This window comes from Tropicimonas marinistellae (assembly GCF_001509585.1).
GTDB lineage: Bacteria > Pseudomonadota > Alphaproteobacteria > Rhodobacterales > Rhodobacteraceae > Tropicimonas > Tropicimonas marinistellae.
Map to the genome: position 1 here is coordinate 234,313 of NZ_LNCI01000007.1, position 15,551 is coordinate 249,863.

Below are 15,551 nucleotides of genomic sequence, written 5' to 3' on the forward strand. Positions count from 1 at the left end.
TCGGCAGAGGCAGTCACATGTTCGGCTGCTCCAGTACTTCCTGCCGTTTCTCAACTATATTCGCCCGTGTCCAACTCGTCGGGATCCCCAGCGGATAAAGGATCAGGAACACCAGAACCGCCATTTGGAACCAGCTGGCGGCTTTCGCCGGACGTCGCTCAGGCGCCGTCGCCTCGATCCGACGACCCAGGAACCAGAGCAATAACACAAAACCAGCCGCCGCCATTACCAGATTGAAGAACTGGCCGGTGCCAATCCCGAGCCAGGCCGCTTCGTAGTCACGGAAGAGATCCACCAGGAACCTCAGGCCCGCGTAGAGAAAGACGAACAGGCTCATCACGACGCCGCGTCCCGGCGGCCACCGGCCGATCGCCCAGATAAGGATGGGAAGGATGGCGAAATTCTTCGCACTCTCGTAGAGCGCGACCGGGTGCCGGGCCCCTTCGAGGTCGGGATAGACGAAACCCCAGACCATGGTTGTCTGGGAACCGACGACGCCCCCCTCGATGAAATTGCCAAGCCGGCCAACCGCCAGCAGGAACGCCCCCGGCACGACCACTTCATCCAGCAGGGCGATTAGGGAATACCCGCGTACCTTCGCGAACCCCGCCGTCGCCAGGAGCGCGCCCAGCAGGACCCCATGTGACGCCATTCCCCCTTCCCACCAGTTGAGGGCGGCGAGAGGGCGGGCACGGTAGTAGTCCAGTTCATAGACGAATATGTCGAAAACCCGTCCGCCGATCATGACGCCGACGGCAAACAGGATCGAGAAGGCAAACACGTCCCAATCCGTCATCCCCCGTTGATGCCTGCGCGTCCAGAACCAGACGAAGACACCCACGAAGCCGATAGAATAGACCGCGCCGTACCAATAGAGCGACCCCAATGGCGTTGTTGCAATTGCCGGGTTGAAGTCGTGGATCATCGAGTCATACCCCCGTGCTCCACCGTCAATTAGACACTTAAGCAACTGCAACCGCATTGACTTCCATCAATGCGGTCCGTTTCCGACCTCGGCCGTTCCAGGCTCCCGGTCGCATCCTTTGCCGTGGCTTCAGTTTGCGTCCCGAACGGGCTGGACCCGATCCATGACCCACCTGGCGAAGCGGATCTTGAGCGGGCGTGGCGCAATATCGGCCGCGAAGGCGAAGAGCCGGTTGCGCCGGCCCGGCACATACATCCGCTTCCCATCCATCAGGGCTCGATATCCAAGGGTCGCGACGTCTGTCGCGGACATTGTTTTCAGGGGCCATCCGCTGAAGAGCCGCACATCCGTCATCCCGGCCGTTTCGAAAAACGGAGTCGCCATTGGACCCGGGCAGAGACAGCTCACGTCGACGTCGGTATCGCGAAACTCTTCGGCGAGTGCGAGCGAGAAACTCAGCAGATGAGCACGGGTGGCGAAATGCACCGAAACGAACGGCCCGGGAACCAGCGCCGCGATCGAGGACACGTTCAGGATCCGGTTTCTCTGTTCTCGGTCGCGCTTGCCCAGAAAGAGCTTGGACAGCTGCGTCGTGGCGATTGAGTGAACCCGGATCATCTCGATTTCCCTGTCCAGATCCGAGTACTCGAAACGCCCGTAGACATTAAAGCCTGCGTTGTTGAACAATGCGTCGGCAGTCAGGCCAAGGTGCTGTAACCGCTCGAAGGCTCTTGCAGGGGTGTCCGCAAGCGACAGGTCAGCGGCGAGTGTTTCGACGCGCACCGAGTAGCGCTTCGCCAGTTTTGCAGCGCTTTCCTCGAGCAGTGGCCCGTTTCTATCCAGAAGAAGTAGACCGCTGCCATGGGTCGCCAACTGCTCCGCAAACGCGCGGCCCAGTCCGCTTGCGGCGCCGGTCACGATCGAAAGCCGTGGGGCGGAGCCTGTTCGTTGGTCTGGCGCGCGCATTCGTCCTCCAACAGTGTCAGTTCCTAGCCTCGGGACAATGTACAGTTGCCGCTCTTGCAGAAGGTGCGGCATTCGCGTGGAACGGTCAGCCTAGTAAAAGCTAAGCTCTGCCAGCGAAACATCCGCCGTGTGATCCCTGCCATAGGCCACAAGCCCAACCGAAAGGATCGTTTCTGGCGACACACGGCTCGGCAGAAGGCTTCCAGATGGCTTGAAAGCCGACCAGGGCAGCCTGACTTCACGCCAGTCCGGCCCCGTCTCGAAGCCTGCCTGGTAGAATTGCCACGGGAGCCGGGTGGAACGCGTTCGCAGGTGAATGAAGTAGCGTTCACCGTTGCCCCGAACACGCAGGACAAGACCTTGGTGATCCTTCTCGAGCGCATCGATCTTCGTCCGGACTTGTATGAAACCGCCCCGGTTCTTGGTGCTCACTTCTCCGGTTAGGCGAATGAAGCTCTGACCGTTTTCGGTGCTTGAGTTAGATTGTCCTTGTGACACTCCCCCCATCACGTTGTCGGAGACATAGGTCCAAGTCCGATCCGAAGCCACGTTCATTTGCCCGGCCATCGCGTTATCACACATCACTGTGGACGCGACGAAAGCAAACGTGATCGCCCAAGTCGTTTCTCTGATCATAGCCTGAGACCTTGTTGTGCATACTATCATATCATGTAGGCCGGCCCGACGGTTTGTCGTATTTCGCGGGGTTGCTACATTCCTGCATTGGAGGTGGTCCAAATGGACATGCGCGTGATTCTAGTACTCTTGGCGACTGCGAGTGCAAACGCCGTCTCGGGACAGGTCACGGACCCGGATGTCGGGCGGGAAATCTATTTGTCCTACTGCGTGCAGTGCCACGGCTTCGATGCAGAGGGAGCCGGACCAATGGCGGAAATCCTTGCGGTCGAAACACCGGACCTGACACTACTTGCCAAACGAAACGAGGGCTTTTTTCCGACCTCCGAAGTTGCCATGAAGATCGATGGTCGGGCGCAAGTGCTGGCGCATGGCGGAGACATGCCGCTCTTCGGGCCGCTTTTCGACGCCGGCCCGACTGTGACGATAAGATTGTCGAGCGGGCAGCCTATGATGATGAGCCGGACGCTGGCCGATCTGGTCAGCTATCTGGAGACCTTGCAGGCGCAATAACGTCCTTTCCCCGTTCTGTTTGCGAGCCATCTCCCTCCCACTTTTTCGCTGAAGTAGCGGCTCTGCTTTTAGGGGCCTCCACGATATTCCTACCCTGAAGGGACGTGACCGTTCGCAACTCATTGGTACGCCGGGCGTGGTGGTCGTCTTCAGAGTTTTCGGAGGCTTGAAGAGACAGGCATACCCTCGCCGGCATTTCCACTGTTGCCGCCACGCTGTACTGACGAACGGGTGCTACGTGGCCCTTTGCTCCGGGCTGCCGCCGACCGCCATGCGCACCGCTTGCCGGAGGGCTTCAACCTGGCGCCGCTTGGCCTGCTCCACGCGGGAGAGAATGCCAATAGGACGGATGATCGCCGGTGCTGGCATCTGGCGCAGTGCGATGATGCCTTTGTACCCTGTGGTCATCGCGGATCTGGGCAAGATGGCAATGCCACAACCACCGGCAACAAGGTCGAGTGCCGTGGTCGTGCGGTGAACTTCGAACGTCCAGAAATGTCCCCGCCGGGCACGGGCCATGGCGTCGTCGATCAGGAGCCTGTTGCCGGTGCCGCGTGCTGGCAGGACCAGCGCTTCGTTCGCGAGATCATGCCAGCCGATGTCCTGAGCGCCCGTCAGGGCATGCGTCGCCGGGAGGGCGAGCACCATAGGGTCATCGAAGAGCGGCTCGAATTCGGTGTTTCGCTCCTCGACAGGTACCGAGCAGATCCCGAAATCCGCATCTCCCTGGCTGACCGCCTCGGCGACCTCATGTGCTGTCATATCCAGAAACCGTATGCGGGCGGAGTTGCCTGATCGCCGGAATAGCCGGATCGCATCCGGCATGAGCCGGGACACCACGGTCGGGATGGTCGCAATTGTCACGACCGCATTGCGTTGATGCGCGAGGGCTACGCTTTCATCCCGCATAGCCAGCGTGGTTTCGCGGGCATCTTCGAGGATGGCCTCGGCCCGGGTTTTCAACCGTTTTGCCGCCAACGTCGGCTTTACCGCCCGCGTGGTGCGCTTAAATAACTCCGAGTCGAGCGCTGTTTCGAGTTTCTGGATCCGGCGCGTTACGGCCGATTGGGACAGGCCAAGATCCCTGCTCGCCGTGTGGAACGAACCGGATTCCAGAACGGCAAGAAAGGCTTCGAGATCACCGAAATCAAAATTGATGCGCATGTCGCAATAATTCTCCACAAACCAACATTGGTCAAATCAAAACCGGATTGATAGCTGAACGTCAGCAAGGGAAACGACGATGACCAGCCAGTATGACATCGTGGTGATTGGTGGCGGCAACGCGGCGCTCTGTGCGGCCATGACGGCTGCCGAAGCCGGGGCTCGCGTGTTGATCCTCGAGACCTCACCGAAAGCCTATCGCGGCGGAAACTCACGCCACACACGCAATTTCCGCTGCATGCATGGCGGGCCGCTGGGACCACTGGTGGAGGACTACAGCGAGGAAGAATACTTCGCCGACCTTCTGAAGGTGACCGGCGGCAAGACCGACGAACACCTCGCCCGGCTCGCCATTCGGACATCGGAAGAATGCCTGCCCTGGATGGAGGAGCACGGCGTGCGCTTCCAGCCGTCGCTCTCGGGCACGCTGTCGCTGGCGCGAACAAACGCCTTCTTCATGGGCGGTGGCAAGAGCCTCGTGAACGCCTACTACCGCACTGCCGAAAAACTCGGAGTGGACGTGCTCTACGAGGCCCATGTCACCCATCTTGAACTGGACGGAGACCAGATCACCCGCGTCGACTACACCCACAAAGACCAGCAACACCGGACCGAACCCAGGTCCGTGATCGTCGCCTCGGGCGGGTTTCAGGCCGACACGGACTGGCTCACCCGCGCATGGGGCGAACCGGCGAAGAACTTCCTCATCCGCGGTACGCCCTACAATCGCGGCGTCGTCCTCGCGGATTTGCTGGCGCAGGGCGTGAGCCAGGTTGGCGACCCGACACAATGCCACGCCGTTGCCATCGACGGGCGGGCGCCAAAATTCGACGGCGGGATCGTCACCCGGCTCGACTGCGTGCCTTTCTCCATCGTCGTCAACAAGTACGCAGAACGCTTCTACGATGAAGGCGAGGATGTCTGGCCCAAGCGCTACGCGATCTGGGGCCGTCTCGTAGCCAACCAGCCGGACCAGGTGGGCTATGTGATTATCGACGCGAAGTCGCTGGAGCTCTTCATGCCCTCCGTTTTCCCGCCGCTGAAGGCGGATACGCTGGAGGAACTCGCGGGAATGATGGATTTGCCTGCGGACAAGCTGCACAGCACCGTTGACACATTCAACACCGCCTGCGGCGATACCTCGGCATTCCACCCGACAGAACTCGACGGCGTCGCCACCACGGGCATTGAGCCGCCCAAGACCAACTGGGCCCGCCCGATCACCGAGCCGCCGTTCTATGGCTATTCGCTGCGCACCGGCGTGACCTTCACCTATCTCGGGCTGAAGGTGGACGACAACGCCCAGTGCTCCACCGAGCACGGCAAGATCAGGAACCTCTGGGCCGCTGGCGAGACCATGGCCGGCTCGATTCTCGGGCAGGGCTATCTCGCCGGTTTCGGCATGACCATCGGGACCGTCTTCGGACGCATCGCAGGACGGGAGGCCGCCGCTTATGCCGCGTGATCTGATCCAGGAAGCCCGCCGGCAGGCGGAGATCTGCAACGCCTGCCGCTATTGCGAAGGCTATTGCTCGGTCTTTCCCGCGCTGCATCAGGAGCGCTTCTTCACCGACGGCAACCTCACCCAGCTTGCCAACCTCTGCCACAATTGTCGCGGCTGCTACTATGCCTGCCAGTATACCGCGCCGCACGAGTTCGACCTGAACCTGCCCAGGGCGCTTGCAGAGGTGCGACGGGAGAGCTGGGAGCGTCATGCGTGGCCGGCCTCCGTTGCCCGGAAGTTCCACTCCAATGGCACCTACATTGCCGCCGCACTGGTTGCGGGCTTCGCGCTCCTCTTCCTGGTGATCCATACCTTGGGCTCGGACGGTGGTGGCGAGGGCTTCTATGCGGCGCTTTCTCACAATGCGATGGTAGCGGTTTTTGCCCCGGCATTCCTGTTTCCTCTGGTCAGCATTGCGGTGAGCCTGCGGAAGTTCTGGAAGACAATCGGCGGCGAGCGCATTCGCCTGGTGCACATCGCGGGTGGGCTCGGCATGGCCGCCAAGATGAAGGACCTTGCCGCAGGTCATGGCGACGGCTGCAACTTCGAGGAGGAAGACCGTTTCTCCCACGCTCGCCGCTACGCACATCAGTTGGTGATGTATGGTTTCCTGCTCTGCTTTGCCGCAACGAGCGCCGGCACCATCATGCACTACGGGTTCGGATTACATGCGCCCTATGGTTTCTTTTCTCTGCCGAAACTCCTTGGCATCCCCGGCGGCCTGATGCTGGCTGGGGGCACCGGGTGGATGGTCAGGCTCAAGCTCGCATCTGATCGCCATGTGGGCGACCAGAATGCTTGGGGCGGCGACATGGGCTTCATCCTTTTGCTCTGTTTCGTCGCCGTGAGCGGGCTGGTGCTCTACGCCGTCGGCGGCACCGGTTTGATGCCGCTCCTGCTCGCCCTGCACCTCGGTTCGGTCCTGAGCTTCTTCCTGCTCACCCCCTTCACCAAGATGGCCCATGGCTTCTACCGCCTTGCCGCGCTGGTGCGGGATGCTCAAAGGAAAAGTGAGCACAGCAATCTGAGTTCCATGCTTTCGAGGCACATGGACCCGATAGCAGGGAAGGAAAACAGAACCTAGGGCGCCCCGATACTCCGTCCGGCCTGCCATTGCCTACGATGCAATTCGTCCGCTATGGCGACGAGGCCTGAAGCGAGAGGAATGCGGGATGACATTCGAAGTCTGGTTGGTTTACGTCGCAACGGTTCTGGCCCTGATGAGCACACCTGGCCCGAGCCAACTTCTCATGCTCTCCAACAGTGCAGCACATGGTTTCCGACGTTCACTGGCGACTGCCGCGGGAGACCTGACTGCAAACGCCTTGCAAATGCTGGCGGCAGGACTGGGCCTTGCGGCGGTCATCGCTGCCTCCGGCGTGGCGTTGACGGTCATCAAATGGGCCGGCGTGGCCTATCTGATCTGGCTTGGCATTCGCATGATCCGAAAAGCCGATCCGACTGACCCGCATCTTGGGGAACAGCGACCGGAGGTGCCACAGAGGCACCTTTGGCTCCAGGGTTTCCTGACATCTGCCGCCAATCCGAAGGCCGTCGTGTTCTTCGCGGCGCTGTTCCCGCAGTTCATTCAGCCCGACGCACCGTTCTGGCCTCAACTCCTCGTATTGTCAGCAACCTACATCGTCATGGATGGCTGTTTTCTTTCGGTGTACGGGGCGGGTGCGAGTTGGGTATCGGCGCGTTTCAAGGGACCCGCCAAGGCCTGGATCGAACGAATAGGCGGTGGGTTCATGATTATCGCGGCCGTTCTTCTTGGATTGAAGTCCGTCGTTCGATAGTCGCTTACCAAACGCACTGAACTAACGAATTCTCTAGGATCAGATGTATGTCCAAGGGCCACGATGCGGCAGTCATCAGCGCTGTCTGATCTGAGTTGTCATAATGAGTTCGTACGAAAACCGACCTTTAACAAAGCTCACCATCGCACACGTTGAAGCCAGTTTTTTCGCACGGCGCTCACGTCCACGAGATAGGTGGGTGACCAAAGTGCATGAATGCCTGCGATCAAGGCTCCAAGAGAGCCGGTCATGTCTCAGTTAGGCTTTTCCGGCAAACGCTTTAGCGCACCGGCCACGCTTCTCAGGAGTGAGAGCCGGGACCCTATCGGCCGCCGGCGATATTCCGGTGCCGTTGCTGGTCGGCCTGATCACCGTAGGGGTAGACATTGTGCTGCGGCGCGCTGACGGTGTTCAGCAGGTCCAGATCCTCCGGAGATAGTTTCAGGTCGGCCGCCGCGAGGTTGTCGGCCAGCTGGGTCTGATTGCGCGCGCCGATCAGGACGGATGTCACCGCCGGACGTTCCGCCAACCAGGCCAACGCGACCTGCGCCATTGGGCGACCGTTTCGTTCGGCAACCCGCGCGACGGCGTCGATGATGGCCCAAGTGCGCTCCTGAGCCGCCCGCGGCCCATAGGCCTCCATGCCGCGGTCCGGGTCCTCGCCAAGCCGCGTCGCGCCGCTGGGAGGCTCGTCCCGGCGGTACTTTCCGCTGAGCCAGCCGCCGCCCAGGGGCGACCATGGCAGGAGCCCGATCCCGGCATCGAGTGCGGCGGGCACGATCTCGAACTCGATGTCGCGCACCAACAGGTTGTACTGCGGCTGCAAGGTGACCGGAGCACAGAATCCTGCGGCCCTGGCCACGTGCACGGCCTTGGTGAGTTGCCAGCCCAGGAAGTTGGAGAAACCGTAATGGCCGATCTTGCCGGCGCTGACCGCATCATCGAGGAAGCGTAGCGTCTCCTCGATCGGTGTCAGCGCGTCCCAGGCATGCATCTGGTAGAGATCGATGAATTCGACCCCCAGCCGCTTGAGCGACGCGTTCAGCGCCTTGTGCAGGTGGACGCGCGACAGGCCGAGATCGTTCGGACCATCTCCCATCGGGAAGCGCGCCTTGGTCGTCAGAATGACCTTGTCGGCATCGGCCGAATGATCTGCCAGCCACCGGCCGACGATCTCTTCGGACAGGCCTTCGCTGTAGACATCCGCGGTATCGATGAAATTGCCGCCTGCGGCGACATAGTCGCTCATCAGCTTTCGCGATGTTTCCTCGTCGGCCTCGTCGCCGAATGTCATGGCACCCAGCGCAAGATGTGACACGACTGCGCCGCTGCTACCAAGTTTCCGGTACTGCATTTTAGGTTCCTCTCGTTTCATGGAGATTTAGCCGCGCACGCAACCCGTACAAAGCGGATAATCCCCGGCGCTTCGCGGACGTTTGCCTCCATCACCGCGATCGCGAAACACGTCGACTTCGTGTGCTGGTGCGAGCCCAGGCAGAAGGAGCTGGCGCCGCCATGGTTGGACCTTTAGGCGTCCTCCGGTTGGAAGAGATGCGCGCGAGCGGGATCGAAGGTAAGGCTAACAGTCTCTTCTGGCTTGAAAATCGCATCCTCCGGCAAGGCGGCAACAAGCTTGGAGCCATCGGTCAGGGTTAGGTCGAGGATGGTTTCCGTCCCGAGCCGTTCCGTGATCGAAACCGTGCCGTGCAGTTTCCCGGCAGACGGGTCATGCGACGGGTCGAGATATTGCGGTCGGATGCCAAGGATCAACTTGTCGCCCGGCTTGGCCTGCGTATCCGTCGCAATCTCCACCGGGTCAAGCGAGCCATTCTGCACGATATGCCCGGTTGCGGTGCTTTCGGCGACCGTAACGTCGAGCAGGTTCATCGCGGGCGAACCGATGAAACGGGCAACGAAGAGATTGGCTGGTTTGTGGTAGAGTTCCATCGGCGCGCCGATCTGCATCACCTTGCCGTCCTTGAGCACGACGATCTTGTCGGCGAGAGTCATCGCCTCGACCTGATCGTGGGTCACGTAGATCATGGTCGCGTCGAGCTGCTTGTGCAGTTTCCCGATCTCCATCCGCATATCCATCCGGAGCGCAGCGTCGAGGTTGGAGAGCGGCTCGTCGAAGAGGAAGACAGCCGGTTTGCGCACAATGGCCCGGCCGATGGCGACGCGTTGGCGCTGCCCGCCCGAAAGCTGGCTCGGGCGGCGGTCCAACAGGTGCTCCATCTGAAGGATGCGAGCGGCTTCGTTCACCCGCTCGTTCCATTCGTCCTTCTTCACACCCTCAATGGTCAGACCGAATCCGATGTTCTCTCGCACCGTCATGTGCGGAAAGATCGCGTAAGACTGGAACACCATGGCGATTCCGCGTTCCTTGGGCTGGACCTCGTTGACCTGGCGGTCGCCGATATAGAGATCGCCCCCTGAGATGTCCTCCAGCCCGGCGATCATTCGTAGCAGGGTGGACTTCCCGCAGCCCGACGGCCCGACGAAGACGGTGAACTCGCCATCGGCGATTTCGATATCGACACCCTTGATAACGTGGGCCGAGCCGTAGCTTTTCTGTAGATTTTGCAGGGACAGGTTTGCCATTGATTTACTCCCCCGTGACGCTGTCGGGCGCCGTGAATGTCAGATTTCCGTTCGTGTCCTGCCAGAGCGGGACGGGATCGAGGATGTAGCCGCCGAAATCCTCGCGACCGCCGTCCGCAAAGCCTAGGATCATCAGGCCAGCCGCCGTATCCAGGATGCGCGCCGCGTAGCGCTTGCAGGGCACGTCTCCGTCGAGAAATGGCGCGTCAGGAAGTTGGAACGGGCCGCGCGGGCTGTCGGAAATCAGGTAGTGATTGCCGGTAACCGGTTTGTCCCATTTCTCTTCCTGCGCCCGGGACCAATGCCCGGCAGAAGTGCAGAAGAGGCAGTACCAGAGACCGTTCACTTCGAAGACCTGCGGGACTTCGAGCTGCCCATAGGTTCCGGTCGCAAGGAGCGGCGGCTGCAACTCCCAGGTCACAAGATCGGGCGAGGTCGCAAAGCCGATGGTCCCGCCAGCATTACCTTCGTCGACACCGGCATGGCGGGCGGTGAAATACATCAGCCAACCCTCCCCTTCCGGGTCCTTCATCACCCATGGGTCGCGCATCGCTCGGTCGTGCCAGAAACCAACCTGATGCTCGGCCTCGTAGTACCGCGCGTTTTGTCCAGTGAGGTCGAGGCAAAGACCGTCGCCCACACGCTGCCAGGAATGCATGTCGGACGACGTGGCATGACCAATCCGCTGGTAAAGCCCCTCCTCCGAGCGTTTCGCACCGGTATAAAAGAGGTGCCACAGCCCGTCGTCATCCTGCACCACGGAGCCTGTCCAGGTCGTGTAATCGTCCCAAGCCTCGCCCTCGGCCGGCCGGAAACAGGTGCCAAGATGGGTCCAGTTGACGAGGTCGTCGGAGACCGCATGCGCTTGGCTCACGTTGAAGTGGCGCAGGTCCGGGTCGCCGAGTGACTTGTCGGCCTGGAGGAAGTAGCCATGCCACTTCTCTCCGTCGTGGGCATACCAGCTGTCCCAGATCCACTTGTCGTCGAGTTGGAGTGTCATGCGGTTATCCCTTGACGCCGGTCGAGGCGATGGAGGCGATGAAGGCGCGTTGCAGCACGAGGTAGAACGCCAGCACCGGTACGGTGATCATCGTCAGGTAGGCCATGACCTCGCCCCAGGCGATCTGGAGTTGGAAGAAGTACTGCAAGCCAACCATCACCGGGCGGTAGGTTTCCGATTGCACCGATATCAGCGGCCAGATGTATTGCTCGTTGTACATCTTCAGTGTCTTCAGGATCGCGCCGGTGGCGATCACCGGGCCAGAAAGCGGCATCACCACGCGATAGTAGATCTGCCACCATGTCGCCCCTTCGACCCTTGCTGCCTCTATGAGTTCGCGGGGCAGATCCTTGAAGTACTGCACGAAAAGGAAAACCGTGAGCGCATCGGCAATCCAGGGGATGATCTGCACCCGATAACTGTCGAGCCAGCCGTAGGTGACGCCCTCGACCCCGATCCACGGCAGCTTGGAGACCAGCAGAAGGAGCGGAATCGCAATGGTCTCAAAGGGGATGATGAGGGTCGCGAGGATCACGGAAAGGAGCGCGGCGCGACCGAACCATTCGAGATAGGTGAAGGAGAAGGCCGCAAGCGAGCAAAGAAACAGTGACAGCGATACCGTGATGACAGTCACCAAGACCGAGTTGAAGACAAACTTCCCGATCGGCGCGCGTTCGAAGGCCGCGAAGTAATTGTCGAGGCTGATATCGCCCACCGGCAGGAAGGCTCGCAGGCTGCCGGTATCGGTCAGAAGCTGCTGATCGGGTTTCAGCGACGACACGATCATGAAGACGACCGGAAAGATGAACACCAGCGCCACGAGGCCGAGCACGAGGTAGCGGGTGACGAGGCGCAGGCCCCTGTTGGACGGATCGATGGCAGCCATCAGTTTTTCTCCCGCGTCAACCAACGTTGGATAAGAGAGATCGACAGAACGATAAGGAACAGGATCACCGAGATCACCGAGCCGCCCGAGATGTCCTGCTTGCCATAGCCGCGTTCCACGGCCTGGAAGACGAGCGTCTGGGTGCTGTCGAGCGGACCGCCGCTGGTCATCACGTCGATCTGGGCGAAGATCGCGAACGCCTGCATGGTGATGACGATGAGGATCAGCACGGCGGTGTTGCGCAACCCTGGCCAGGTTACGTATTTGAAGGTTTGCCAGGCGCTGGAGCCTTCGATCCGCGCTGCCTCGTAGAGCACTGGGCTGATCGTTTGCAGGCCCGACAGCCAGATCACCATGTGAAAGCCCACCGCCTGCCAGATCGACATGGCGATAATGGCCCCGAGCGCGGTCGAGGGTTGGCCCAGCCAGTCAACCGGTTCGAACAAACCGAACGTCAACGCACCCAGGATATTGTTCAAAAGGCCGTTGTCGCCGGAATAGATGAATCGCCACAGCAGAGAGACGACAACAATCGAGATGACCACCGGCATGAAGTAGATTGTCCGGAAGACGTTGATACCGCGGAGTTTCTGGTTGATGAGCAACGCCAGCAGGAGCGCGAGCGAGGCTTGCAGCGGCGCGACAATCACCACGAAGGTGAGCGTGTTCTTCAACGCCTTCACAAAGACCACGTCCTTGGCGAGCACAACCTTCGCGTTGTCGCCCGAACTCCAGCGGAACCATTCGCGCATTCCGTCGAGATGCGGATAGTCCGGGTTCTTACGGGTGTAGTTGCGGACGCGCGGATACTGGATCTCTCCATCCTGACCGCGCAGGATCTCGCCCGCATCGTTTCGTTCCGGCTCCAGAGTGATCATGCCCACGCCAAGCAGGTTTTTGTAGTTGGCCAGCCCGACAAATTCGGTGGGGTTCGGCGAGACCAGGCGCTGGTTGGTGAGCGACAAGCCGAAGGCGAAGAAGAACGGAACGACGATGAAGAGGGCAATGAGGCCGAACCCGGGCAGCGCAAATGCCCATCCGGCACTATTCGATTGTGTGAGCTTCGACGCCATGGTCGGCCCCCCTTGAAGTTTCCGGTGGGCCCTGCCGCTTGGCAGGGCCCGATTGGGTGGAAAATTGGGTTAGTGGCCGTAGCCGCCATTCTTCGCGATATCGGCGTCAATCTCGTCCACTGCGGCATCGAGCGTGTCGATCACATCGCCCCCGTTGGCGATATCCGACAGCGCTTTTTCGAAGACCTTGGCCGCGACAACATAGCCGGGCGTGACCGGGCGCACGAGCGCCTGGGCTTCGGACAGGCCGTAGAACACCTCCATCGGTGCGCCCTCGGCATAGTACTTGGACTGCGCCGCCGCCGTGGGGGTAGCCGGCACGAGACCCAGCGTATCCGAGAAGGCGGCGGTATACTTGTCCTGCATCAGGTGCTCAATGAAGGCGGCGGCGCCGTCGGGATGCGCAGAGGTGGCCGAGATGCCGAATTGCCAGGAACCTGCGCCAATGGTCGAGCCATTACCGAAGTCCGGTGCGGGCAAGAACAGCGTGTCGTCGCCGAACGCATCGAGGACCGGCGTCGCGGCCCAGTTGCCGTTCCAGGACATAGCGTACTTTCCGTCGATCAGGCCGGTGTCGCGCACGGCCGGGTCCTGGCTGGTACCGGGGGCGTAGTCGTTGGCGAAGAGCGACTGCCACCACTCGCCAAAGGCGATGGCCGCGTCACCGTTAAGCACGCCGTCGGCCGACTGGTAGTCATCACGGTTCACGATGTCGCCGCCAAAGCTTTGCAGGAACGGGCTGAAGGCATAGGGATACCATTCGCCGGTCCAGGCCGTGCCGAGATCGAGCGGGTAGTCGAAGTCGCCCGAGGCCTTGATCGTCTCCAGCGCAGCGTTGAACTCCTCCAAGGACCACGGCTCTTCCAGCGTCGGCACGCGGATACCGTATTTGTCCAGCGTCGACTGTCTGGTCATGATCGCCACGGCGGCATCCCACAAGCCGACCGAGTAGATCTCGCCGTCCCAACGGCCAACGGTGGACGGTAGGAAGTTCGACACTAGCGTTTCGTCGACTTGCAACGGCTGCAGATACCCGGACCAGGCCCAGTTGGGCATGACGGGTCCGTCAATATCGAGAATATCGGGCAGGTTGCCGGCCAACGCCGCGGCCACGACCGAGTCATTATAGGCGATCTGCGGGAAGCTCTCGACAACGACCGTCCAGTCGCCCTGCGCGTTGTTGAAGTCTTCGATGGCACCGTTGAGCACGGCGGCCTCCTCCTCATTGCCTGCGCCGTGGTACCAGAGTGCCAGTTCGGTCTGCGCGAGGGCCGCGCCAGAGACCGCTGCATAAGCAACAATTGCTCCAGAAATGGTGAGTTTCATTCGGTATCTCCTCCCGGTTGAATTTAGTTCGTATCGTCAGCGTCGATCGGCAGCACGGAGCTGCGCCAGAAGACCGGCCCGTAGACCAAAGTGGGGTCTTCGGGTACGGCATCGTCATTTGAGAGCATTGAGAGCAGGCGTCGCGCTGCTGCCTCGCCCAGGGCGAGATAGGGAAGCTCAGCCGTCGTAAGCGGCGGATAGAGCGACTCGGAAATCAGACGGTAATTGTCGAAACCCGCTATGGACATCTGGCCGGGAACTTCGATGCCCCGTGATCTCAGGATCCCGTAGGTTTGCATCGCAAGTTTGTCATTGCCGCAGCACAGCACGGTCGGCGGATTGGCCAGCGATAGCATATGGTCGATAGCCTGTTCGAGTTCCGCCGTCTCGCCTTCGCGCCACTCGGCCTCTGCGGTTCGTACGAGGTCCGGATCGAAAGGCAGCCCGGCAGCTTCGAGCGCGTCCCGGTAGCCGGAACGCCTTAGTTTGTCGGCCAGCAACTCCACCGGCAGGGCCAAATAGCCGATACGCCGATGACCAGCGCGGATGATATCCGCGACGAGGTCGCGCTGGCCGGCCCGGTCGTCTGGCAGGACGGCGGGCGTTCCGGCGTCGTCGAAACAGTTTGCCAAGACCAGTTTCTGGCCGGTCGGGATCGGAGGCAAATCGACCTTCTGATGATGTTTCGCAACATAGATCAGCCCCTCCACCCTATACTGAAGGAATGTCCGGATCAGGCCGGAAACCGCATCCGCCCGCCCGCCGGTATCCGCGATCATCAGCGTCTTTCCGGAGCTTGCCATCACCTGCTGAATGCCCTGAAGGATCGGTAGGTCGGGCAGGCCGCCCGGCTTGCCATCCGCCTCGGCGCCGGAAATCGCCCCTGTGATCAGCCCGACTATCCCGGACTTGTTCGAGCGCATCATCCGCGCGGCAACCGAGGGAACATACCCCAACTCGGCCATTGCCGCCTCGATCTTCTCGCGGGTTTTCACGTTAACCGGCGCATCGCCGTTCAGAACTCGGGAGACCGTCTTGGCAGAGACGCCGGCCGATTTGGCGACATCGTGAATCGTAGCCATTTCGGCACCTCCCCATGAACGATTCGCCAATGTCATCGATGACATGACACCGTTGTCATAACGTAAGGTCGGCCAG

At 60.9% G+C, this 15,551-nt stretch carries 15 protein-coding genes; 4 read left to right on the top strand and 11 right to left on the bottom strand.

What is annotated here, in order from left to right:
- Positions 1–13 precede the first annotated feature (13 nt).
- The 3 genes from ARC39_RS16320 to ARC39_RS25380 all read right to left on the bottom strand — a co-directional run bounded on the left by ARC39_RS16320 (position 14) and on the right by ARC39_RS25380 (position 2,458).
- A complete protein-coding gene (locus ARC39_RS16320; RefSeq protein WP_068115901.1) occupies positions 14–925 on the bottom strand; it encodes a prolipoprotein diacylglyceryl transferase in 912 nt (303 codons plus the stop codon).
- 129 nt (positions 926–1,054) lie between these two features.
- On the bottom strand, positions 1,055–1,891 hold the full coding sequence (locus ARC39_RS16325; protein WP_068115902.1) for an SDR family NAD(P)-dependent oxidoreductase: 837 nt from the start codon (positions 1,889–1,891) through the stop codon (positions 1,055–1,057).
- 90 nt (positions 1,892–1,981) lie between these two features.
- Positions 1,982–2,458 carry a CIA30 family protein gene (locus ARC39_RS25380; RefSeq protein ID WP_161470981.1) on the bottom strand — a complete coding sequence of 159 codons (477 nt, stop codon included), beginning with the start codon at positions 2,456–2,458 and terminating at the stop codon, positions 1,982–1,984.
- Between the two features lie 177 nt (positions 2,459–2,635).
- On the opposite strand from ARC39_RS25380, the gene ARC39_RS16335 reads away from it, so the two are divergent.
- Complete coding sequence (locus ARC39_RS16335) at positions 2,636–3,040, top strand: c-type cytochrome (protein WP_068116055.1); 405 nt, start codon at positions 2,636–2,638, stop codon at positions 3,038–3,040.
- 234 nt (positions 3,041–3,274) lie between these two features.
- Here ARC39_RS16335 and ARC39_RS16340 read toward each other — a convergent pair whose 3' ends face one another.
- Positions 3,275–4,204, bottom strand: a complete 930-nt coding sequence (locus ARC39_RS16340; protein WP_068115904.1) for a LysR family transcriptional regulator — start codon at positions 4,202–4,204, stop codon at positions 3,275–3,277.
- Between the two features lie 79 nt (positions 4,205–4,283).
- Between ARC39_RS16340 and tcuA the strand changes: the two genes are divergently transcribed.
- The 3 genes from tcuA to ARC39_RS16355 all read left to right on the top strand — a co-directional run bounded on the left by tcuA (position 4,284) and on the right by ARC39_RS16355 (position 7,507).
- Positions 4,284–5,669, top strand: coding sequence for an FAD-dependent tricarballylate dehydrogenase TcuA (gene tcuA / locus ARC39_RS16345; RefSeq protein ID WP_068115905.1), 1,386 nt, complete (start codon positions 4,284–4,286; stop codon positions 5,667–5,669).
- On the top strand, positions 5,659–6,792 hold the full coding sequence (tcuB, locus tag ARC39_RS16350) for a tricarballylate utilization 4Fe-4S protein TcuB (RefSeq protein WP_078059322.1): 1,134 nt from the start codon (positions 5,659–5,661) through the stop codon (positions 6,790–6,792). Before tcuA ends, tcuB begins: the two co-directional genes overlap by 11 nt.
- An 88-nt stretch (positions 6,793–6,880) precedes the next feature.
- Positions 6,881–7,507, top strand: a complete 627-nt coding sequence (locus ARC39_RS16355; RefSeq protein ID WP_068115906.1) for a LysE family translocator — start codon at positions 6,881–6,883, stop codon at positions 7,505–7,507.
- Positions 7,508–7,829: 322 nt separating this feature from the next.
- Here the strand turns inward: ARC39_RS16355 and ARC39_RS16360 are convergent, their stop codons facing one another.
- The 7 genes from ARC39_RS16360 to ARC39_RS16390 form a co-directional block, all read right to left on the bottom strand.
- Positions 7,830–8,861 (bottom strand): aldo/keto reductase, encoded by a 1,032-nt coding sequence (locus ARC39_RS16360; protein WP_068115907.1) that lies wholly within the window; start codon positions 8,859–8,861, stop codon positions 7,830–7,832.
- Between the two features lie 173 nt (positions 8,862–9,034).
- Positions 9,035–10,108, bottom strand: coding sequence for an ABC transporter ATP-binding protein (locus ARC39_RS16365; protein WP_068115908.1), 1,074 nt, complete (start codon positions 10,106–10,108; stop codon positions 9,035–9,037).
- Between the two features lie 4 nt (positions 10,109–10,112).
- On the bottom strand, positions 10,113–11,108 hold the full coding sequence (locus ARC39_RS16370) for a glycoside hydrolase family protein (RefSeq protein ID WP_068115909.1): 996 nt from the start codon (positions 11,106–11,108) through the stop codon (positions 10,113–10,115).
- 4 nt (positions 11,109–11,112) lie between these two features.
- The gene (locus ARC39_RS16375; RefSeq protein ID WP_068115910.1) at positions 11,113–11,994 is read right to left on the bottom strand and encodes a carbohydrate ABC transporter permease; all 882 of its coding nucleotides are present in this window, start codon (positions 11,992–11,994) and stop codon (positions 11,113–11,115) included.
- Positions 11,994–13,067 (bottom strand): carbohydrate ABC transporter permease, encoded by a 1,074-nt coding sequence (locus ARC39_RS16380; RefSeq protein WP_068115911.1) that lies wholly within the window; start codon positions 13,065–13,067, stop codon positions 11,994–11,996. The genes ARC39_RS16375 and ARC39_RS16380 overlap by 1 nt, the downstream gene beginning before the upstream one ends.
- A gap of 69 nt (positions 13,068–13,136) precedes the next feature.
- A complete protein-coding gene (locus ARC39_RS16385) occupies positions 13,137–14,393 on the bottom strand; it encodes a sugar ABC transporter substrate-binding protein (protein WP_068115912.1) in 1,257 nt (418 codons plus the stop codon).
- Between the two features lie 23 nt (positions 14,394–14,416).
- Positions 14,417–15,475: a LacI family DNA-binding transcriptional regulator gene (locus ARC39_RS16390; protein ID WP_068115913.1), complete on the bottom strand. Its 1,059-nt coding sequence runs from the start codon at positions 15,473–15,475 to the stop codon at positions 14,417–14,419.
- Positions 15,476–15,551 lie beyond the last annotated feature (76 nt).